General features: G+C 74.6%; 18 protein-coding genes. 8 read left to right on the top strand and 10 right to left on the bottom strand.

What is annotated here, in order from left to right; all coding sequences use genetic code 11:
* Window positions 1-28: 28 nt before the first annotated feature.
* Window positions 29-847: a hypothetical protein gene (locus H505_RS0115440; RefSeq protein WP_026402727.1), complete on the bottom strand. Its 819-nt coding sequence runs from the start codon at window positions 845-847 to the stop codon at window positions 29-31.
* Window positions 848-1,077: 230 nt separating this feature from the next.
* On the opposite strand from H505_RS0115440, the gene H505_RS0115435 reads away from it, so the two are divergent.
* A complete protein-coding gene (locus tag H505_RS0115435; protein WP_026402726.1) occupies window positions 1,078-1,770 on the top strand; it encodes a class I SAM-dependent methyltransferase in 693 nt (230 codons plus the stop codon).
* Here the strand turns inward: H505_RS0115435 and H505_RS0115430 are convergent.
* The 8 genes from H505_RS0115430 to H505_RS0115395 form a co-directional block, all read right to left on the bottom strand.
* Window positions 1,764-2,558, bottom strand: a complete 795-nt coding sequence (locus H505_RS0115430; protein ID WP_026402725.1) for a nitrilase-related carbon-nitrogen hydrolase — start codon at window positions 2,556-2,558, stop codon at window positions 1,764-1,766. The genes H505_RS0115435 and H505_RS0115430 overlap by 7 nt on opposite strands.
* A gap of 22 nt (window positions 2,559-2,580) precedes the next feature.
* Window positions 2,581-3,804: an ester cyclase gene (locus H505_RS0115425; protein ID WP_084550275.1), complete on the bottom strand. Its 1,224-nt coding sequence runs from the start codon at window positions 3,802-3,804 to the stop codon at window positions 2,581-2,583.
* Window positions 3,805-3,838: 34 nt separating this feature from the next.
* Complete coding sequence (hisD, locus tag H505_RS0115420; RefSeq protein WP_026402723.1) at window positions 3,839-5,155, bottom strand: histidinol dehydrogenase; 1,317 nt, start codon at window positions 5,153-5,155, stop codon at window positions 3,839-3,841.
* 91 nt (window positions 5,156-5,246) lie between these two features.
* The gene (locus tag H505_RS0115415) at window positions 5,247-6,284 is read right to left on the bottom strand and encodes an ester cyclase (protein ID WP_245592529.1); all 1,038 of its coding nucleotides are present in this window, start codon (window positions 6,282-6,284) and stop codon (window positions 5,247-5,249) included.
* Entirely contained in the window at window positions 6,277-7,662 is a 1,386-nt protein-coding gene (locus tag H505_RS0115410; protein ID WP_026402721.1) for an ABC transporter substrate-binding protein, read from the bottom strand. The genes H505_RS0115415 and H505_RS0115410 overlap by 8 nt, the downstream gene beginning before the upstream one ends.
* Entirely contained in the window at window positions 7,659-8,495 is an 837-nt protein-coding gene (locus H505_RS0115405; RefSeq protein WP_051300723.1) for a carbohydrate ABC transporter permease, read from the bottom strand. The genes H505_RS0115410 and H505_RS0115405 overlap by 4 nt, the downstream gene beginning before the upstream one ends.
* Window positions 8,492-9,457 carry a carbohydrate ABC transporter permease gene (locus H505_RS0115400; RefSeq protein ID WP_051300722.1) on the bottom strand — a complete coding sequence of 322 codons (966 nt, stop codon included), beginning with the start codon at window positions 9,455-9,457 and terminating at the stop codon, window positions 8,492-8,494. The genes H505_RS0115405 and H505_RS0115400 overlap by 4 nt, the downstream gene beginning before the upstream one ends.
* 348 nt (window positions 9,458-9,805) lie before the next feature.
* Window positions 9,806-10,855, bottom strand: coding sequence for a LacI family DNA-binding transcriptional regulator (locus H505_RS0115395; RefSeq protein WP_267898597.1), 1,050 nt, complete (start codon window positions 10,853-10,855; stop codon window positions 9,806-9,808).
* A 91-nt stretch (window positions 10,856-10,946) separates the two neighbouring features.
* Here H505_RS0115395 and H505_RS0115390 point away from each other — a divergent pair, with 91 nt between their 5' ends.
* Genes H505_RS0115390 through H505_RS0115360 form a run of 7 tightly spaced genes read left to right on the top strand, consistent with a single transcriptional unit; the run spans window position 10,947 to window position 17,147 of the window.
* Entirely contained in the window at window positions 10,947-12,095 is a 1,149-nt protein-coding gene (locus H505_RS0115390; RefSeq protein WP_034518048.1) for a cupin domain-containing protein, read from the top strand.
* Window positions 12,092-12,787: an alpha/beta fold hydrolase gene (locus H505_RS0115385; RefSeq protein ID WP_026402716.1), complete on the top strand. Its 696-nt coding sequence runs from the start codon at window positions 12,092-12,094 to the stop codon at window positions 12,785-12,787. The genes H505_RS0115390 and H505_RS0115385 overlap by 4 nt, the downstream gene beginning before the upstream one ends.
* Entirely contained in the window at window positions 12,772-14,100 is a 1,329-nt protein-coding gene (hisD, locus tag H505_RS0115380) for a histidinol dehydrogenase (protein ID WP_026402715.1), read from the top strand. Before H505_RS0115385 ends, hisD (H505_RS0115380) begins: the two co-directional genes overlap by 16 nt.
* Window positions 14,097-14,873, top strand: a complete 777-nt coding sequence (locus tag H505_RS0115375) for an SDR family NAD(P)-dependent oxidoreductase (RefSeq protein WP_026402714.1) — start codon at window positions 14,097-14,099, stop codon at window positions 14,871-14,873. Before hisD (H505_RS0115380) ends, H505_RS0115375 begins: the two co-directional genes overlap by 4 nt.
* Complete coding sequence (locus H505_RS0115370) at window positions 14,870-15,622, top strand: HpcH/HpaI aldolase family protein (RefSeq protein WP_026402713.1); 753 nt, start codon at window positions 14,870-14,872, stop codon at window positions 15,620-15,622. The genes H505_RS0115375 and H505_RS0115370 overlap by 4 nt, the downstream gene beginning before the upstream one ends.
* Before the next feature lie 26 nt (window positions 15,623-15,648).
* A complete protein-coding gene (locus tag H505_RS0115365; protein WP_026402712.1) occupies window positions 15,649-16,212 on the top strand; it encodes a PadR family transcriptional regulator in 564 nt (187 codons plus the stop codon).
* Window positions 16,212-17,147 (top strand): hypothetical protein, encoded by a 936-nt coding sequence (locus H505_RS0115360; RefSeq protein WP_026402711.1) that lies wholly within the window; start codon window positions 16,212-16,214, stop codon window positions 17,145-17,147. The genes H505_RS0115365 and H505_RS0115360 overlap by 1 nt, the downstream gene beginning before the upstream one ends.
* A 25-nt stretch (window positions 17,148-17,172) precedes the next feature.
* On the opposite strand, the gene H505_RS42030 is transcribed toward H505_RS0115360, so the two are convergent.
* The gene (locus H505_RS42030; protein ID WP_051300721.1) at window positions 17,173-20,433 is read right to left on the bottom strand and encodes a S8 family serine peptidase; all 3,261 of its coding nucleotides are present in this window, start codon (window positions 20,431-20,433) and stop codon (window positions 17,173-17,175) included.
* Window positions 20,434-20,472: the final 39 nt, after the last annotated feature.

Raw genomic sequence — 20,472 nt, 5'->3', positions numbered from 1 at the left:
CCGGCGGCGGAGGGCGCCCGGAAGCGTCCTACACGCCGCGGAACATGCGGCGGAGCGAGAGCCGGACGTCGCGGAGCGCCTGCCGGACGGCCCGGTACGGAATGCCCACGACCACGTTCAGCACGGCGCCGACGGCGCGCCCGACCGGGCTGAGCACGTTCCTCCACAGCCACGAGCACGGGGTCGCGACGAACACCCGCCACGTCCACTTGAGGAACCGCGCGGCGTAGCCCCAGGGCGTCACGACCAGGACGTTCCACATCCAGGCGATGCCGCGCCCCAGGGCCCGGAACCCCTTCCCGATCCACACGAGCGGCGGGTAGAGGACGTACTTCCACAGCCAGACGGCCGGGATCACGACCAGCACGTTCAGCAGCCAGACGAGCGGCTTCAGCAGCACCAGGTCGAGCAGCCACCCGATCCACTTCAGGACCGCGACGATCGCGTGCCCCAGCGGGGTCAGCAGGGCGCGGTAGATCCACCGCGCCGGGACGACGAGCAGGTAGTGCAGCGTCGTGGCGACGGCGCGGCCCACGGGGGCGAGGACCCACCTGTACAGGGCGTTCCAGATGCCGCCGAGCACCCACCCGAGCCCCTTGCCGATCACCCGGATCAGGTCGTACAGCAGCCGGAACGGCAGGACGATCACGAACGCGACGGCGCGCAGCGGGACGACGATCCACGCGGGGCCCGCGTACTCGCCGCCGGACGGCCGGGGCGCGCCCGCCCGGTCGGCGTGCGGGCGGTTCGGGTGGGGGCGGGGCGGCTGCGGGCGGGGCGCGCGCGACAGGTCGGCGTACGGCCCGGGCGTGGACGTCCGGTCGGTGGGGTCGTCGGCACTGCTCACGGTTCTCTTCTCCCTCCGACCGCCGCCTGCGCGCGTCAGGAGATCTGACCCGCGGCGAGCCCGGACGGTTTCATCCGGTTCTCCCGGATTCCCGGCGATCACCGTACTGCCGCGGCGCCCGTCCGGCGAGGCCGCGGCGGCGGCCGTGCCGACGCCGGGGGCACGGGGCGCGCGTACCGCGGCCCACCTGCGCGAACAGTGCGGTTGATCTTGTCTGGGATGATCGGGGCATGTACGAACGCTTCGCCCGCGAATACGCCGCGCACGCCGAGACCAGCGCCTACAACGCCCTGTACGACCGGCCGGCCGTGCTCGGGCTCGCGGGCGACGTCGCGGGCGCGACGGTGTTCGACGCGGCGTGCGGCCCCGGCCTGTACGCGGCGGAGCTGCTGGAGCGGGGCGCGCGGGTCCTCGGCTGCGACGCCAGCCCCACGTTCGTCGAGCTGGCCCGGGAGCGGACGGGCGGCCGCGCCGACCTGCGGGTGCACGACCTCGCCGACCCGCTGGCCTGGGTGCCGGACGGCTCGGTGGACCTCGTCGTCCTCGCCCTCGCCGTCCACTACCTGGACGACCCGGTCGCGCTGCTCCGCGAGTTCCGCCGGGTGCTGGCGCCCGCGGGCGCGGTCGTCCTGTCCACCGAGCACCCGGCGATGTCGTGGTGGCGGCGCGGCGGCTCCTACTTCGACGTCGAGGCGGTCGAGGAGTCGCTCAGCGACGGCCACGACTGGCCGATCCGCGCGTGGCGGCGGCCCCTCACCGACCTCGGCGCCGTGTTCCGGCGGGCCGGGTTCCTCATCGAGGAACTGCTCGAACCGCGGCCCGTCCCGGAGATGGCCGAGAGCCACCCGGACGACCACGCGTCCCTGAGCACCTTCCCGGCGTTCGTCGCGTTCCGGATCATCCCCGACCCGCGCGGTCAGTAGAGCTCGGGGCGCCGGTCGCCCAGCAGGTCGTTGCGGGGGCTCGCGGTCTTGTCGGCCGCGTCCGCCAGGTCGACGTCCGCGACCGCGAACCCGGACGGGCCGGGCGTCGCGAGCGGCCAGCCGTCCGCGCCGACGATCACGGTGCCGCCCGTCCAGGCGACGCCGCGCTCGTCGCCCGTCCGGTCGCAGCACGCGACGAACACCCGGTTGACGCGGGCGGCGGCCATCGCGATCACCGCCTCCGGCGGCCGCTCGCCCGCCGGGCGGTCCACCAGCGGCCAGTTCACCGGCGCCGCGAGCAGCCGCGCCCCGCCGAGCGCGAGCGCCCGCACCACCTCCGGGAACTCCAGGTCGTAGCAGATCGGGACGCCGATCGGCCCGGCCGACGTCCGGACGACCGGGACCGGGCGGTCGCCCGCCGCGAACACCCGCTGCTCGGTGTCCCACAGGTGCGTCTTGCGGTAGACGGCGGCGACCGCGCCGCGGTCGACGACGGCGGCGCTGTTGTACAGGCGCCCGTCCGGGCCCCGCTCGCAGAACCCGCCGACGACCACGGCGCCGCCCGCCGCGTCCGCCCACGCCCCGAAGACCGGGTCGGCCGGGGTGATCGCGACGGACGCGGCCTCGGCGGCGGACGCGAACACGTACCCGGAGGTCACCAGCTCGGGCAGCACGATGACGTGCGCGCCGAGCGCGGCGGCGTCCCGCACCGCCGCCGCCGACCGCGCCCGGTTGCCGCGCAGGTCGCCGACGACCGGGGCGAGCTGCGCGCAGACGATCCGCGTCATGTCCGGCACCGGTGCACGGCGGTCAGGCCGCGGGCGGGTCGTCGCGCAGGAGCTGCGCGAGGACGTCGAACTCGTTGAACAGCGTCCACTCCTCGACGATGCGGCCGCCGGAGAAGTACAGCTGCGAGATGCCCCACAGGTGGACGCGCCGTCCGGTCGGGCGCCCGTACAGGCCGTGGCCGCGGTGCGTGCCCGCCGCCGTCCACCGGACGGACGCCGCGTACCCGTCGCGGTCGTTGCCCATCCAGTACACCTCGTCGACCTGCATCCCCAGGTCGGGGAACGTGGCGAGCAGGTTCCGCGCCATCCCGCGGACGTCCGCGCGCCCGTACCCGGACCGGTTCGACGCCCCGTGCCAGCGGACGTTCGGCGCGTACGCGCGGTCGACCGCGCTGAGGTCGCGCCGGTTGTAGGTGTCGTGGAACAGGGCGCGGACGGTGTGCTCCAGGTCGAACCCGGCGCGCGGGTCCGCCGCCGGGTACGGCTGCGGGCGGCGGCCGCCCGCCAGGCGCTCGACCTCGGTGACGCCGCGCTCGCCGAGCGGCGCGACGCCGCCCTCGTTGCCGTAGATCCGGGCGGCCTCCCGCACGTCGATGCCGAGCTGCGCGAGCTTCGCGGCCGTGTTGTAGAGGACCCACTCCTCGTAGATCTCGTTCTCCCGGACGACGCAGTTCGCGATCACCCACGTCTCCATGCGGCGCCCGGTCGGCGGGCTCCAGCGCCACGGGCCGGTGTGGTGCCCGATGTTGATCGCGCGGTGCGACGTGACGAACCCGTGGTCCTCGTCGCCCGCCCAGATCACGTCGTCGGCGTAGTGCCGGCAGTCGGGGAAGGCGTTGATGCTCTGGATCGTTCCCGTCACCAGCTGCTCGACGCCGTACTTGAACCCGGTGTCGTCGTAGAGGCGGCAGCCGGGGCTGTAGGTGTCGTAGATGTAGCCGACGTCCTGGTCCTCCCAGATGCGGTGGGTGATCCGCACGATGTAGTCGACGATGTCGGTGTAGGCGTCCTCGAACCCGCGCAGCGGCTGCCGCCGCGCGCCGTGCACCGTCCCCGGGACGTCCGCGCCGTGGCCGGGCCGCAGCGAGATGCGGAAGTCGGACGGCATGGTCCGCGGGACCGGCGCGGACATCGCCACCGCCGCGCCCGGCGCCCGGTCGGGGATCCGCCCGCCGGAGCCCGCCGGCGCCGGCCCGCCGCCGGCCTGTTCGTCGTTCCGTTCGTCGCGGCGCTCGTCGTCCGCCATGTTCGTCTGCCTTTCGTGTCGTTCGAGGACGGGTTCAGCGGTACCGGGCGAGCCGGAGCGTCGCGGTCGCGCCGTGCGCGGCCATCCCCTCGTACGAGGAGATCACCTCGACGGCCTCGGCCAGCAGCGGGGTCGCCTCGCGCGCGGCGCGCTGGTAGGTCAGCGGCTTGAGGAACCGCGACACCGACAGCCCGGCGCTGTGCCGCGCACCGCCCGCCGTCGGCAGCACGTGGTTGGTGCCCGCCATGCCCTTGTCGGAGTACGCGACGGTGCTCCACGGCCCGAGGAACGCCGACCCGTAGTTGTGCAGGGCGTCCAGGTACCGGTCGTCGTCGGCGGTGAGGATCTCGAGGTGCTCGGGGGCGAGGTCGTCCATCAGCGCCACCGCGGTCGCCTCGTCCGCGGCCCAGGTCACCGACCCGAAGTCGCGCCAGGCGGGCCCGGCGATGTCGCGGGTCTTCAGCGCCGCGAGCTGCCGCTCCGCCTCCGCGACGACCGCCAGCCCGAGCCGCTCGGACGTCGTGACGAGCGCCGCCGGGGACTCGGTGCCGTGCTCGGCCTGCCCGAGCAGGTCGGCGGCGACGAGCTCGGCGTCGGCGGTGTCGTCGGCGAGCACCGCGACCTCGGACGGCCCGGCGAGCAGGTCGATCGCGACCGTCCCGAACAGCTGCCGCTTCGCCTCCGCCACGTACGCGTTGCCGGGGCCGACGAGCATGTCGACGGGCGCCTCGCCGAGCAGCCCGAACGCCATCGCGGCGAGCGCCTGGACGCCGCCGAGCACGAACACGCGGTCGGCGCCCGACAGGTGCGCCGCGTACAGGACGGCCGGGTCCGCGCTGCCGTCCGGGCGCGGCGGGGTGCACGCCACGACCGTCCCGACGCCGGCGGTCTTGGCGACGCCGACCGTCATGCAGGCCCCGGCCAGCAGCGGGAACCGGCCCGCGGGCAGGTACGCGCCGACGCGCTGCACCGGCACGTACCGCTGCCCGGCGACCAGGCCGGGCGCCAGCTCGGTCTCGAAGTCGGTCAGCCGGGCGCGCTGCTCCCGGGCGAACGCCGCGGTCCGCTCGACGCCGAGCGCCAGCGCGTCCCGCAGCCCGGGCGGGAGCGCGTCGCCGCTGCGGGCGAGGTCGGCGCCGGACACCTCGACGTCCGGCCGGTCCCAGCCGTCCAGCTCCCGCGCGTACCGCAGGACGGCGTCCAGGCCGCCGGCCTCGATGTCGGCGAGCATCGACGACACCCGTTCGGCGACGGCCGGGTCGGTCTGCGCCGCCGGACGCGTGGAGCCCGGCGCCTTGAGGATCCGGTAGGACCCTTCGAGCTCGGCGAGCCGGGCGGGAGAGAAACGCATGGATCAACCTTTCGGAAAGAAGGGGACGAAGCAGAAAGCGGGCAGAAAGCGGGCAGGAAGCGGGCAGGGAGCGGGCAGGAAGCGGTGCGGGTCAGTTCGCCGGGGACGGTTCGTCGCCGCGGGCGTGCGCGATCTGCGCGCGCACGGATATCTCGTCGTAGATCCGCCATTCCCGGACGATCCGTCCGCCGCGGAACAGGAACTGGGACGCGCCGAGCACCTCGACGGGCGAGCCCGTCGGCGCCCCGTACGCGGGCGTCCCGCCGTACGTGCCGCGCAGGAACCACACGACGCCGACCCGCACGCCGCCGTGCGCCGCCGAGTCGTGCGCGGCGACGTCCCGCACCTCCACCCGGGCGTCCGGGAAGGGCGCGAGCAGGCCGAGGAGCGCGCGCTGGTAGCCGTCCGGGCGGATCACGTCGCGGTGCCCGGTGGTGTGGCAGGTGACGTCGCGGGCGACGAAGTCGGTGACGCGGTCGAGCCGCCGCCCGTTCCACACGTCCTCGATCAGCCCGAGGACGTGCTCGCACTCGCCGCGCCGCGCCCCGCCAGCCGGGCGCGGCCCCGAGTCGCCGCACGCCAGCGGGTCGGCGGGCGGGTCGCCGAGGATGCGCCCGCCGCCCGCCGGGAACGCGACGCCCCGCGCGACGGCGTCCGGGTCGAGGCCGAGCTGCCGGACGACCGCGAGCTCGTCCCGCACGACCCACTCCTCCTCCATCACGCCGCGCCGGTACAGGCAGGTGGCGATCGTGCGGGAGACGAACGGGCGGTGCGTCGGCGGGCCGTAGGGCGAGACGCCCGTGTGGGTGCCCGCGCTGAACACGCGGTGCGAGCTGACGAACGCGTCGTCGCCGCGCGCCTCCCACACGACGTCGTCGGCCTGCCCGACCCGGTCGGGGAACGCGCTGATCTTCTGCAGGGTGGACGCCACGACGGGCTCGACGCCGCGCACGGTCCCGTAGGCGCCGTGGACGACCGAGTCGGCCGCGTAGTTCTCGCGGATCAGCCCGACGCCGCGCCGCACCCAGATGCGGTCGGTCCACTCGGTGATGAACTCCTCGGGGTCGCGGTACGGCGCGTACGCGACCTCCTGCAGGCCGGTCTCGTTCGGGGTCGGCGTGTCAGCCACCGGTCTCCTCGATCTTCTTGATGCGGGCGGCGGCGCTCCGCAGCTCGGACCGGACGTCGGCGCCGTGCGCCATCTTGTTGATCGCGACCTCGATGGTGTCCTGGATCTGCGGCCAGTTGATCGAGGTCGGGATGACGCGGCCGGTGCGCAGCGCCTCGTACTGGAGCTTCGGGATGCCGCCGTTCACCTCGTTGACCTCGGGGTCGAGCATGTTCGAGGTGTGGACGGTGATGCCCGTGGCCTGCTCGGGCTTCGACTTGTCGAGCGCGATGGCCCGCTCGGTCTTCGCGTTGGAGACCCACTTGAGGTACTCCCACGCCGCGCCCTGCTTCTCGGAGCTGCGCAGCACGCCCATCAGCCACGTCATGCCGTAGGACGCGCGCTCCTTGCCCTCCCAGCCGGGGAGCTGCGCGGCCCGGATGTTCTCCGCGACCTCCGGCTTCACCTTCTCCGGGTTCGTGAAGTCGTCGTACTGCCAGGTCCAGGTCAGGACGGTGTCCGCGTGGCCCTGCTCCATCGACTGCGTGGCCTCGGTCTCGGTCCAGTTCGCCGACGCGGGCGGGCTGTACCCCTTGCGGATCATCTCGATGTACTTCTCGGTGGCCTGGACGCCCTGCGGGCTCGTGAACGCCACGTTCCCGTCCTCGTCGAACAGCTCGCCGCCGTTGCTCCACAGCATCGACAGCCACGTGAACAGGTTCTGGCCGCTGCCGCGCCCGTACTGCCCGGCGATCGGGTGCCGCGGGCTCGACTCCTTCAGCTCGTCGAGCTGCCCGAGGTACTCGTTCCAGGTCTCCGGCGGCTCGAACCCGAACTTCTCGTAGACGTCCTGCCGGTAGTACAGCGAGTACGCGTACCCGCGGACCGGCAGCCCGTACGTCGTCCCCGGGTCCCCGGCGGTGGCGGCCTCCCGGAACGGCGGCGGGTAGTCCTCGAGCGTCATGCCCGCCCGCTCCATCACCCCGTCGAGCGGCTGCACGCCGAGCCGGACGGACGCGCCGAACGCGTCCGTCCAGGCGACCAGGTCGTAGGTGCCGGTGCCGAGCGCGCTCTCGGCGACGATCTTCTGCAGGAACGACTCGTACGGGATGTTCGCCCACTCGACCTCGATGCCGGTCCGCTTCGTGAACTCCGTGCCCGTCCGGTCCTGCATGGCGAGGAACTGGGCGGCGGTGTTGCAGCAGATCAGCAGCCGGATCTTCGTCCCGTCGTACGGCTTGCCGGTGCGCAGCCCGAGGTCGTCGACGGGGCCGGCGCGGACGACGTCCGCCAGCTCGTGCCGTTCGGCGTCCGTCCCGCACCCGGCGGCGAGCAGGACGGCCGCGAGCGCGGCCGCGGCGGGGCGGGACGCCCGCCGGCGCAGGAACCCTCGCTTCACTTGATCGCTCCCATCGTCATGCCCTGCGCGAAGTGCTTGCGGACGAACAGCGACATCACCAGCATCGGCACCATCACCAGCAGGCCGGCGGCGGCCATCTGCCCCCACGCGACGCCTTCCGGGCGGACGAGCGTCATCAGCCCGACGGGCAGCGTCGTCGCGTTCTCCTTGGCCAGGAACGTCGGGAACAGGAACTCGTTCCACGACAGCAGGAACGAGAACACCGCGCAGACGAACAGGCCGGGCGCGGCCAGCGGCGTCACCACCCGCCACAGCAGCCGGACCTGGCCGCAGCCGTCGAGCCGCGCGGCCTCCTCGATCTCGATCGGCAGCCCGTCCACGAACCCCTTCAGCAGCCAGGTGATGTAGGGGACGACGAGCGACAGGTTCACGACCACCAGCGACGTGCGGGTGTCTAGCAGGCCGAGGTCGTGGAACAGCGTCAGGAACGGCAGCGCGATCGCGACGCCCGGGATGAACTGGGTCGCGACCATCGCGAGCAGCATCGACCGGTGCCCGGGGAACCGGTGCCGGGAGAACGCGTACGCGGCGAGCAGCGCCATCGGCAGCGAGATCAGCGTCGTCGCGGTGCCCACCACGACGCTGTTCACGGCGGCGGCGGTGAGGTCGTTCTCCCCGCCGATGATCGCGCGGAAGTTCTCCAGCGTCGGCGCGAAGAGCGGGGAGGTCGAGAACGCCTCCGCCGCCGGGCGGAACGCGGTGAGCGCGAGCCACACGATGGGGAACAGGACGAAGAACAGGATCGCCAGCACGGCGGCCAGATGCGCCCCGCCGCCCAGCGCCTTCCGCGCGGTCAGGTCACGGGTGGTCATTTCGCCTCCTGCCGGTTCATGGCGATCAGGTAGCCCGTCGCGAGGACGCCGAGGGCGACGACGAGGATCCACGAGACGGCCGAGGCGTAGCCGATGTCGAGGAACGTGAAGCCCTGCGTGTAGGCGTAGTAGTTGAGGGTCTCGGTCGCCCGGCCCGGCCCGCCGCCGGTGATGGTGACGACCTGGTCGAACAGCTTCAGCGAGAAGACCGCCTTGAGGAAGACGACGATCAGCAGCAGCGGCCGCAGCAGCGGGAACGTCACGTACCGGAACCGCTGCCACGCCGAGCAGCCGTCCACCCGCGCGGCCTCGTTGACCTCGCCCGGGACGGACGCGAGCCCGCCGAGCAGCATCAGCGCGATCAGCGGCGCCCAGCCCCACACCTCGGTCAGGACCAGCACCATCTGCGCCCAGAACGGCTCCCCCAGCCAGTTCACGTCGGCGGCGAACGGGAACACGGCGTCGATCATCTTGTCGTAGACGCCGTGGTCGGGGTTCATCATGAACCGCCACGAGAAGCCCTTGAGCGCGGGCGCCACCGCGAACGGCAGGATCAGCAGCGCCTTCGTCAGCCCGGTGAGCGGGCCGCGCCGGTTGAGGACCAGGGCCATCGCGAGCCCGATCCCGACCGACAGCACCACCGACACGAACGTGAACCACAGCGTGACCATGACGCTGTTGAAGAACGTGTCGTCCTGGAAGGCCCGCTGGTACTGCTCCAGTCCGACGAACCCGCCGGGCGCCGTGGACTCGTTCAGCCGCCAGTGCCGGAAGCTGGTCACGAGCGCCGAGACCAGCGGGTAGACAGTGGTGAGCAGGACCGCGGCGAGGGCGGGGGCGAGGTGCAGGTACGGCTGTGCCGCGCGGCGCATCCGCCGCCCGCGCCCCGCGCCGGACCCGGGCGGCCGCCCGGCCGGGGCGGCGCCGGACGCGGCGGAGCGCTCGGCCGTCGCCGTCACCATGGCACGGTCCAGGCGGGGGCTGGGGACCTCGGTTTCACTGCGGGCTCCTTCGCCGTGGGGTGACGGGGGTCTCAGGTCCGGGCAGTGTATGCGTATTCACAACGACGATTCAACACCTGGTCGCCGACTTTTCGAGAAGATCGACGGTGGGTGGACTTGCGGTGTTCACGCAGCTCAACATCATGTGACGGCCGTCGTGCGGGGGTGACCTCGGCGTCCGGCGTTATGCATATCCGTATGCATCGCTCGGTGGGCGACCGGCGCCGCGGGTCGATCCGCGGGCGCGCGAAGCGGGCGGAGAGGCGGGCGGAGAGGGGCGGCGGAGCGCGGGAAGGGGCGGGGCGGGCGTCAGGCGGGCGGGGCGGCGTGCGTGTGGCGCGGGACGAACTCGGGGTCGAGCACCACGCGGGCCGGCTCGTCCCCGGCCTTGCCGCCGATCCGGTCGATCAGCAGCCGCACGGCCGTGGCCGCCATCTCCCCGAGGTCGTACCGGACGGTCGTCAGCTCGAAGGACGCCCACGACGCCATCGGGATGTCGTCGAAGCCGATGACCGTGAGGTCGTCCGGGACCCGGACGCCGAAGCGGCGCGCGGCGTCCAGCGCGCCGATCGCGATGACGTCGTTGCCGCAGAACACGGCGGTCGGGGGCGCTTCGGAGGCGAGCAGCCCGGTCAGGCCCGCGTACCCGGTGTCGAACTCGAAGGGGCCGCGCCGGACGCGCGACTCGGGGAGCCCGATCCCGGCCTCGGCGAGCGCGAGCCGCAGGCCGTACTCGCGGTCGCGCCCGGTGCTGGTGTCCTCGGGCCCGAAGATGCCGGCGATCCGCTCGTGCCCGAGCCCGACGAGCTCGCGCGCGGCGAACCCGGCGCCGCGCCGGTTGTCGACGACGACGGCGTCGCCGGGGGTGCCGCCCTCGCGGTTGAGGTAGACGAACGGGAGCCCGCGGCGGCGCAGCTCGGCGGGCAGCCCGGAGCCGAGCGTGGTGGTGGCGAGGACGACGCCGTCGATCGAGCGGTCGAGGAGCCGCTCGTAGGCGAGAGCCTCGTCGGAGCGCTCGGTGAACAGCATCATGCGGTAGTCGAGCCGGCCCAGCTCGTCGTGGAGGGGGCCTACGAGGTGCGGGTAGAACGGGTTGGTGAGGTCGGTGACCAGCACGCCGATGCGCCGGGACGTGCGGGTGGACAGGCTGCGGCCCGCCTCGCTCGGCACGTAGCCGAGGGCCTGGGCGGCCTCGCGCACCTTGGCGCGGGTCGCGGCGGACACCCGCTCGTCGCCCCGGAGCGCGCGCGACACCGTGGGCTGGGAGACGCCGGCCAGCCGGGCGACGTCGCGGCTCGTGATCCCCACCTGCTGCCTCCACGCCTGCGCGCCGCGACGGCGGCCTCTCGATCGACGCAGGCAAGCATACGTCTATTCACCCGCTGTCCGAAGCCGTTCAGCGGGACTGCGATTGACAACACCGCACCCGCTGCGCGTAGTGTGCATACGTATGAATACTCAGGACGCGGACCCGCGGCGGGTCCCGGTGACGGCCGCCGAACTGGCCCGGCGGACGATCCGGCGGGACGACTTCGTCTCCTGCGACCAGGCGTTCATCGACTGCCGCACGCCCGGATCGGACCGCAAGGAGAACTACGCGATGATCGGCCCCGGGGTGAGCCAGAGCCCCGGCCAGGTGATCAACCTGCGCGAGCCGCACGGCTACAACATCGGCGCGGCGGCGATGCCGAACGGCGTGACGAACAGCCTGCACCTGCATTTCACCGCCGAGGTGTTCCTGTGCTTCCGCGGCGAGTTCCTCCTGCGGTGGGGCGCGGACGGGACGGACGGCGAGCTGCTGCTCCGCGAGGGCGACATCGCGTCCATCCCGACGTGGATCTTCCGCGGGTTCACCAACGTGGGACCCGACGACGGCTGGCTCTTCACCACCCTCGGCGAGGACGACACGGGCGGCATCATCTGGGGCCCGTCGGTGCTCCGCGAGGCCGCCGACCACGGGTTGTTCCTCACCGAGGCCGGCGAGCTGGTCGACACGGTCGCGGGCGAGGCGGTCCCCGAGGGCGCGCGCACGGTCCGTCCGGTCTCGGCCGAGCAGATCGCGGGGCTGCGCACCTACACGGCCGACGACCTGCGCCGCCGCGTCGCCGCCCCGGACGACCTGAGCTGGAGCGACGCGCCGTTCCTCGACTCCCGCCTGCCCGGCGGCGGGGCGCGGCTCGCGGCCGTCATCGGCTACGGCATGACCGAGGACCGCTTCCAGGAGCCGGTCGTCCACAACCCGCACGGGCACAACGTGGCGTGGCTGAAGGCGCGGCCCGGCGAGGGCCTCAACCGGCACCGGCACGGCGAGTCGCAGGTGCTGATGGTCAAGGACGGCGAGTGGGAGGTCGTGCTGAACGGGCCGGGCGAGGAGCTGGCCGTGCGGCTCGGCCCGTGGGACATGCTGTCCGTCCCCGCGCACGCCTGGCGCTCGGTCCGCAACGCCGGGGACGGCGAGGCGTCCATGGTCGTGGTGAACGGCGGCGACGGCCGCGTCCGGCTGGAGTGGGACGACGACGTCGTCAAGGCCGCCGCCGACGCGGGCACCGCCCTCGACCCGGGCGGCTACCTCGCGCCCGCCGACCTGGTCCCGCGATGATCCCGACGCTGCTCGTGCCGGGGATGCTCTGCGACGCCGACCTGTGGTCGGGCGCGGACCTCCCCGGGACGCCCGTCGCGATCACCGAGCCGACGGTCACCGGGATGGCCCGCCAGGTGCTCGCCGCCGCGGACGGCCCGTTCGTCCTCGTCGGGCTGAGCCTCGGCGCGATCGTCGGGTTCGAGGTGCTGCGCCTCGCGCCCGAGCGGGTCGCCGCGTTCTGCGCGATCTCCACCAACGCGGGCGCCCCGACCCCGGCGCAGCTCGCGGGCTGGCGCGACATGGCCGACCGGACGGAGCGCGGCGCGTTCGACGACGTCGTCCGCGGCATCCTCCCGACGATGTTCGCCGAGCCCGGGCACGACGAGCGGTTCCTCGGCATGGCGCACCGGATCGGCCCCGACGTGTTCCGCGCGCAGCTCGCCGCGCAGGCGACCCGCCGGGACGCGTCCGCGCCGCTCGCCGCCGCGCCCTGCCCGGTGCTCGCCGTGTGCGGCGGCGCGGACGCGCTGTGCCCGGTCGGGTTCCACCGGCGCATCGCCGAGACCGCGCCCTCCGGGAGCCTGCGCGTGCTGCCCGGCGCGGGCCACCTGCTGCCCGTCGAACGCCCCCGCGTCCTCGCCGGGGTCGTTCGCGAATGGCTGGACCACCAACCCACAACGAACAGGAGGACGTCGTGCCCCACGTGCTGAAGGAGCCGGTGCCGCAGGAGCGCGTCGCGCGCGACCTCGGCGAGGTCCGCGCCCGCGTCGAGGAGATCATCGCGGACGTCCGGGAGCGCGGCGACGCCGCCGTCCGGGACTACTCGGAGAAGTTCGACCGCTGGACGCCGCCGTCGTTCACGCTGTCGGACGCCGAGGTCGAGAAGATCGTCGCGGGCGTTCCCCGGCAGGTCATCGAGGACATCGAGTTCGTGCAGGAGCAGGTCCGCGGGTTCGCGCGGTTGCAGCGCGACTCGATGACCGACTTCGAGGCGGAGACGCTGCCGGGCGTCCGGCTCGGGCAGCGCCACGTGCCGGTGTCCGCCGCGGGCGCCTACGTGCCGGGCGGCCGGTACCCGCTGACGGCGTCCGCGCACATGACGATCGTGACCGCGAAGGTCGCGGGGGTGCCGCGCGTCGTCGCGTGCACGCCGCCGATCCGCGGCGAGGTCCCGGCGGCGACGGTCGCGGCGATGCACCTCGCGGGCGCGGACGAGATCCACCTGCTGGGCGGCGTCCAGGCGGTCGCGGCGATGGCGGTCGGCACCGAGACGATCGGGCGCGTCGATCTGATCGCCGGGCCGGGCAACGCGTACGTCGCGGAGGCGAAGCGGCAGCTGTTCGGCGAGGTCGGCATCGACCTGTTCGCGGGCCCGACGGAGATCCTGGTGATCGCCGACGAGACCGCCGACCCGTTCACCGTCGCCGTCGACCTGCTGTCGCAGGCCGAGCACGGCCCCGACTCCCCGGCCGTCCTGGTCACCACCTCCGCCGCCCTCGGGCGCGAGGTGGCGGCGCACGTCGACCGGCTGCTCCCCGGCATGCCCACCCGCGACTTCGCCGGGCCGGCCTGGCGCGACCACGGCGAGATCGTCGTCGTCGACTCCGTGGACGAGGCGTTCGAGGTCGCCGACGGGTACGCGTCCGAGCACGTCGAGGTGCTGACCGCCGACCCGCGCCGCGCCCTCGACCGGATGCGGAACTACGGCGCGCTGTTCCTCGGCGAGGGGACGTGCGTGTCGTACGGCGACAAGGTCATCGGCACGAACCACGTCCTGCCGACGCGGGGCGCCGCCCGCTACACCGGCGGCCTGTGGGTCGGGAAGTACCTGAAGACCGTGACGTACCAGGAGGTCACGGACCCGGCGGCGAGCGCCCGCCTCGGCGAGGTGTGCGGCCGCGCGGCGCGCGTCGAGCTGTTCGAGGGCCACGCCCGGTCCGGGGACGTCCGCGCGGCGCGGTTCGGCGACGCGTCGTTCCCGTGGATGGACGAGGCGCGGGCGCTCAGCGGGGACCCGTCGTGACCGCCGGTCCCGGCGGCGCGGTGGCGGGGCGGACGGCGCTGGTCACGGGCGGCGGCAACGGGCTCGGCGCGGCGATGGCGGACGCCCTCGCCCGCGCCGGCGCCCGGGTGGTCGTCGTCGGGCGCGACCGGTCGAAGGTCGCCGCGGTCGCCGCCGGGCTGCCCGTCCCCGGGCGCGCCGCGACCTGCGACGTGTCGGATCCGGCGAGCGTCGCGGCGCTCGCGGCGGAGCTCGCGGACGAGGCGGTGTCGGTCCTGGTGAACAACGCGGGCGTCCCGGGCCCGGTGAAGCCGCTGGTCGACATCGAGCCCGACGAGTGGGACGCGGTGTTCGACGTGAACGTGCGCGGCGTCTACCTGATGTGCCGGGCGTTCCTCCCGGCGATGGTCGAGCGGGGGTCGGGGGACGTCGTCAACGTCGCGTCCGTCAGCGGCAAGCGCCCCCTCGCCGCCCGCACCCCGTACTGCGCGTCGAAGACGGCGGTGCTCGGGCTGACCACCACGCTCGCCGCGGAGGTCGGGCCGCTCGGCGTGAACGTCAACGCGCTGTCGCCGGGGCCGGTCGCGGGCCCGCGGATGGAGCGCAACTTCCGGCTGGAGGCGGAGCGCACCGGCACCGACCCGGCGGACGCGGAGCGCGCGTTCGTGTCCCGCGCCGCGCTCGGCCGGATGGTCACCGCGGACGAGGTCGCGACGGCGCTCGTGGCGATGCTGGGCATGCCGGGGCTGTGCGCGGCCGACATCGACCTGTCCGCCGGGATGGTGGCGCGGTGACCGGACCGGGGGCGGCCGGCCTCAAGCAGCGGATCCGGGCCGGGGAGAAGACGCTCGGCGGCCTGCTGCGGCTCCCCGGCGAGTTCCTCGTGGAGCTCGCCGGGGTCGCCGGCTTCGACCACGTGCTGATCGACCTGGAGCACGGTCCCGCCGACCTCGTCGCGCTCCAGCACCACATCGCGGCGGCCGAGGCCCACGGGCTGGACGTCCTGGTCCGGGTCGGGGCCGGGGATCCGGGGCTGGTGCTGCGGGTGCTCGACCTCGGCGCCACCGGGATCGTCGTCCCGCACGTGGACACCGCCGCGGACGCCCGCGCCGCCGTCGCCGCCGCGCACTACCCGCCGCTCGGCGCCCGGGGGTTCGCCACCTACAGCCGCGCGGGCGGGTTCGGCGCGGCGTCGATCGCCGACCACCTGCGGCGGTCCGCCGAGCGGACGGTCGTCGTGGTGATGGCCGAGACGCCGCGGGCGTGCGCGAACGCGGCCGAGATCGCCGCCGTCGAGGGGGTGGACTCGGTCATGGTCGGGCCCGCCGACCTGTCGGTGGCGATGGGCCTGACCGGCGGCGCCGCCGAACCGGACGTGCGGGCCGCGACCGAGGCCGTCCGCGCGGCGGCGGCCGGGGCGGGCAAGGCGATGACGACGATCGTCAACGATCCGGCGCAGGCGGCCGCCGCGCCGCCGGGGCTCGTCGTCTACAACCTCGCGCACGTCCTCCTGCGGACGTTCCGGTCCCTCACCGCGCTATAGTCGGTTCCTGATATCAGGGAGCGACTATGGCACGAAGTGTGGACAACCCGCTGGCCCTCGCGGTGCTGGGCCTGCTGATGGAACGCCCGATGCACCCGTACGAGATGGGCGTCGTGCTGCGCGAGCGCGGCACGAACGTCCGGACGAACCGGGGCTCGCTGTACGACGTCGTCGCGGCGCTCGAACGCGAGGGCTGGGCCCGCGCCCGCGAGACCGTCCAGGACGGGACCCGCCCCGCCCGGACCGTCTACGAGCTGACCGGCGACGGCCGCGACGCGTTCGTCCGGCGGCTCGACGAGCTGATCCGGGCGCCGCGGCGGGAGTACCCGGTGTTCCTCACGGCCGTCGCCTACCTCGGGGCGCTGGGCCCCGAGGGGGCGGCGGACGCCCTCGCCGACCGGGCCGGACGGCTCCGCGACGACCTCGCCCGCATCGACACCGGGCTCGCCGAAGCGGACGTCCCGCGCCTGTACGTCATCGAGGCCGAGTACGCGCGCGCGCTCGTCCAGGCCGAGCTGGCGTGGGTCGAGCAAGTCCTCACGGAGATCGCCGACGGCTCGCTCGCCTGGCCCGACAGCGAGGAGGACTGATGGAGTACGGCATCTACCCGGGCGGGGTCACCGGAGACGACGAGGGCAGCCTCGCCACCGGACCCGCCGACGACCCCGCGAAGATTCTCGCGGCCCTCCGCGACCTCCAGGGCGACGGCCCGTTCCTGGTCCGGGGCTACCGCGGCTTCACCGACCCCGGACGCCCCCGCCCGGAGGCCCCGCAGGACGTCGAGCAGTACGCGGGCGAGGGGCGCCGCCTCGACCTCGTCGTCCAGTACCAGTCGGCGTCCGGCGACGTGCCCGGCTACCTGGACTTCGTCCGCGACACCCTGCGCCGCCACGGCCCGCACATCGCGACGCTCCAGATCACCGAGGAGCCGAACGTCGCCGGGATCCCCACGCTCGACGGCCACTACCCCGACGTCCGCCGCGCCCTCGTCGAAGGCGTCGTCGCCGCCCGCGCCGAGGCCGACCGCCTCGGCCTGGACGGCCTGCGCGTCGGCTTCAACACCACGCTGATGTTCGGCCCCGCCGCCGGGTTCCTCGCCGGCCTCACCGAACTCGGCGGGCAGCCGTTCCTCGACGCCCTCGGCTACGTCGGCCTCGACTTCTTCCCCGACGTGTTCATGCCCGCCCCCGACCCCGGCGCCGCCACCGCCGGACTCCTCGAGATGCACCGTGACCTCATGACGTCGGCGGGAATCCCCTCCTCCGTCCCGCTGCACCTCACCGAGAACGGCTGGCCCACCGGCCCCGACCGCACCCCCGAACGGCAGGCCGAGGTCCTGGACGCCGTCCTCGGCACCGTCGTCCGCCTGAGCGGCGACCTCGGCGTCGGCGCCTACCTGCACTTCGCGCTCCGCGACGCCGACTCGTCCCGCGACGGCCTGTTCCACCGCTTCGGCCTGCTCCACGACGACTACACCCCGAAGCCCGCGTTCGAGACCTACCGCGGATACACCGCCGGCCGGTGACCCCGCGGCCACCGGCCGGCGGCCCTCACGACAGGCCGTAGGCGCGGACGACCGTCTGCGTCACCGCGTTGCCGTCGCGGTCCCGCACCGTCGCCCGCAGCGACACGAACGCGGCGCCGTCCGGCGGGTCGACGCGGACGACGCCCAGCGCGGCGCCCCCGGCGGCCCGCAGCTCCCGCCACGTCGCGCCGTCGTCGAACGACGCCTCCACCGTGATCGACGCGACCGGCACCGCCGCGGCGCCGGGGAGGCGCTCGACCCAGTACGGGACGAGCGTCGCCCGGTCGCCGGGCGCCCGGTTGCGCTCGTCCAGTCCGGCGGGCAGGAACCGCGCGACCAGCAGCGGCAGCTTCGCCGCCGCGTCCGTCTCGGCCGACCGGAACGTCCACACGGTGTCCTGCCGGGCCGGGACGGACCCGTCGGGCCACGCGATCGACTCCCGAAGCGTGTACGCCGCCGCCCCGGCCGGGACGGTCGCCTCGATGTCGGGCGTGTCCCACCCGTCGATCTCCTTCTCCGCGAGGACCGCGCCGTCCCGGGCGAGCGTCAGCGTGCCCGTGCCGGTGAACGCCCGCCCGCACGACTCCAGCGCACCCGTCGCCGCGCAGCTCGACGCGACCTCCAGCACGTTGCCGTCCCGCCGGTTGCTCCAGTCCGCGGGCACCGGGCCGAGGACGGCCGCGTTCCACGCGTCCGCCTGCGGGCCCGGCCGGTACGACCGCTCGCCCTTGTGCATCCGGGCGACGTTCTCCCCGCTCCCGTCGTTCAGCCGCAGCTCCTGGCTCCACGCGATCCCCCCGCCGGCCCGCAGGTACAGCGTGAAGTCGCCGGGCACGGGACGGGTCACGTTCGTCGCGAGGGTCCCGTCCGCCGCGGTCGCGTACGACCGCAGCGACCCGCTCTCGGCGCCGCCGAACGCCCGCACCGACGTCCGGATCCCGGCCATGTCCGCGCGCCGCGTGCGCAGCGACGGATCGTCCGGGATCCCCCTCTCCGCCCGGAAGTCGTGGAACACGTACGGGCTGGTCTCCGCGCCCGCCTTCTCCCACGTGGCCAGCGCCGTGTAGCCGAGCCGCCCGTCCGCGCCCGTCTGCACCGACACCCGCCGCCGCGCGTCCCCGTACAGGTACATGATCGAGTAGCCGGGCTCGGCGACCCGGTTCAGCGTCACGGTCGCCCCCGTCAGCTCCGCGCCCGCCGTGTCGTTGGTGAACTCGACGGGCGTGGTCCGCCGCGCGTCCATCGGGACCGCGTTCGCGCCCGCCTCCAGCGCGTAGACCTTCCGGAACCCGCTCGTCCACGACGAACCGGTCGCGAACTGCCCCGCGACGTCGTACGTCCCGACCGGCACCCGCGCCGTGGCCGTCCCGTCGCCGTTCGGCAGCGCGTCGTACGACCGGCCCGTCTCCATGTTCGTGAGGGTCGGCCAGAAGTACGGGACGGGCTTCCCGTCACGGTCGGTCCCCGTGACCGTGACGACGCTCGTCGGCGGCTCCATGTACGCCACGACCGGCGTCACCACCGCGCCGTCCGCCCCGGTGGCGGTCAGCGTGCCCTGGTAGACGCCCGCCGCGACACCGTCGACCCCCCGGAACACGACGACCGCGGTCGCCTCGCCGTTCGCGGGCACCGTCACCCGCGGCGCGTCCAGCGACACCGCCCCGTCCGGCGGCGGCGCCCCGTCCGGCCCCTCCAGGCCGATCTCGAGCTCCAGCTCGACCGGCGCGTCCGACGCGTTCGCGTACGTCACCGTCCGCCTCACCTCGGACGTCCCCGAGTCGGGCCACTTCGCGTCCACGTGCAGGCTCGACGGCGACGCCGCGACGCCCCGCGCGACGGCCGCGCCCGCGTCGACCCGTCCGGCGCCCTGCGACCCCGCCGCCACGGGCAGCCGCTTCGCCGAACCCATCAGCATCGACTTGATCCGCGCGCCGTCCCACCCCGGATGCCGCTGCGCCACGAGCGCCGCCGCGCCCGCCACGTGCGGCGTCGCCACCGACGTCCCCGACAGCCGGGTGTAGGAGCCGTCCACCGGCGCCCCCACCGACGTGCCGCCCGCCCGCGCCGCGACGACCCCCACGCCGGGCGCCAGGATCTCGGGCTTGATCAGGTTGTCCCACATCCGCGGGCCCTGCACCATCGACGCGAGACGGTCCTGCCGGTCGACGCTGCTCACCGCGAGCGCCGACTCCGCCGCCGCCGGAAGCGCGATCACCCCGGGGTACGGCCACGACAGGTCACCGGCCGCCGCGACGAACAGCGTGCCCGTCTCCTTCGACAGCCGGTTCACCGCCTCCTCCACCGGGTCGACCGCCGGCGAGTCGCAGAAGCAGCTCATGCTCAGGTTCACGACGTCGGCCTTCGCCTCCTCCGCCGCCCACGTCATCCCGGCGATCAGCCACGACTCCCGCCCCTGCCCGGTGTCGTCCAGCACCTTGCCGCTGACGATCCGCGCGTCCGGCGCGACCCCCCGGTACGTCCCGCCCGACGCCGCGCCCGACCCCGCGATCACCGACGCGACGTGCGTCCCGTGCCCGAACGCGTCACCGGCCGACGCGGTCGGCGTGAAGTTCGCCGCCTCCGCCACCTCCAGGTCGGGGTGCTCCCCGTCGACGCCCGAGTCGAGCACCGCCACCGTGACGCCCTCGCCCGTCAGCCCCGCCTCCCACGCGGCCGGTGCGCCGATCTGCGGGACGCTGCCGTCCAGGCTCGCCCGCACCTTCCCGTCCAGCCACAGCCGCGCCGACGGAGCGCCGACGAACTCCCGCCACGCCTCCGACAGCCCGTCCTTGTCCGCCCGCACCGCCGTGAGCCCGCCCGCGGCGATCGTCCGTCCGGCCTTGAGGGCCCCGACCGGACGCGCCGCGATCAGCGGCAGGTCGTCCCGCTCGTCCCCGTACCCGGACGCGAGCAGCCGGTGGACCTCGAACAGCCGCCGGTCGAGCCGCCCCTCCGCGAGCAGCGGCACGGCGTCCATCGGCGTCACGGTCACCTCGTGCGCCGTCGCGTGCACGGAGAACCCGATGCGTTCGCGCCCCGGCCCCGGCTCGACGTCGACGAGCGGCGCCCGTCCGTCCCGCGCGGTGACCGCCACCCGGTCCCCGGTCACGAGCGTGACGGAGCGGGACACCCCGCCCGGCGCGGCGGCCGCCCCGCCCGGCGCCCCGCCCGGCGCCCCGCCCGGCGCCGCGGCGCCCGCGAGCGCCGCCGCGCAGGCGAGCGAAGCCGCCGCGGCGACCGCGGCCCGGACCGTCCGGCGATGCAGTCGTTCCCGTCCTCGAACCACGCGACCACTCCTCGACGAGGCAACTCCGCCACCATATGC

The sequence above is a fragment of the Actinomadura rifamycini DSM 43936 genome, assembly GCF_000425065.1.
GTDB lineage: Bacteria > Actinomycetota > Actinomycetes > Streptosporangiales > Streptosporangiaceae > Spirillospora > Spirillospora rifamycini.
The sequence above is the reverse complement of the archived record's forward strand: the minus strand, read 5'-3'. Positions and strand labels throughout refer to the sequence as shown.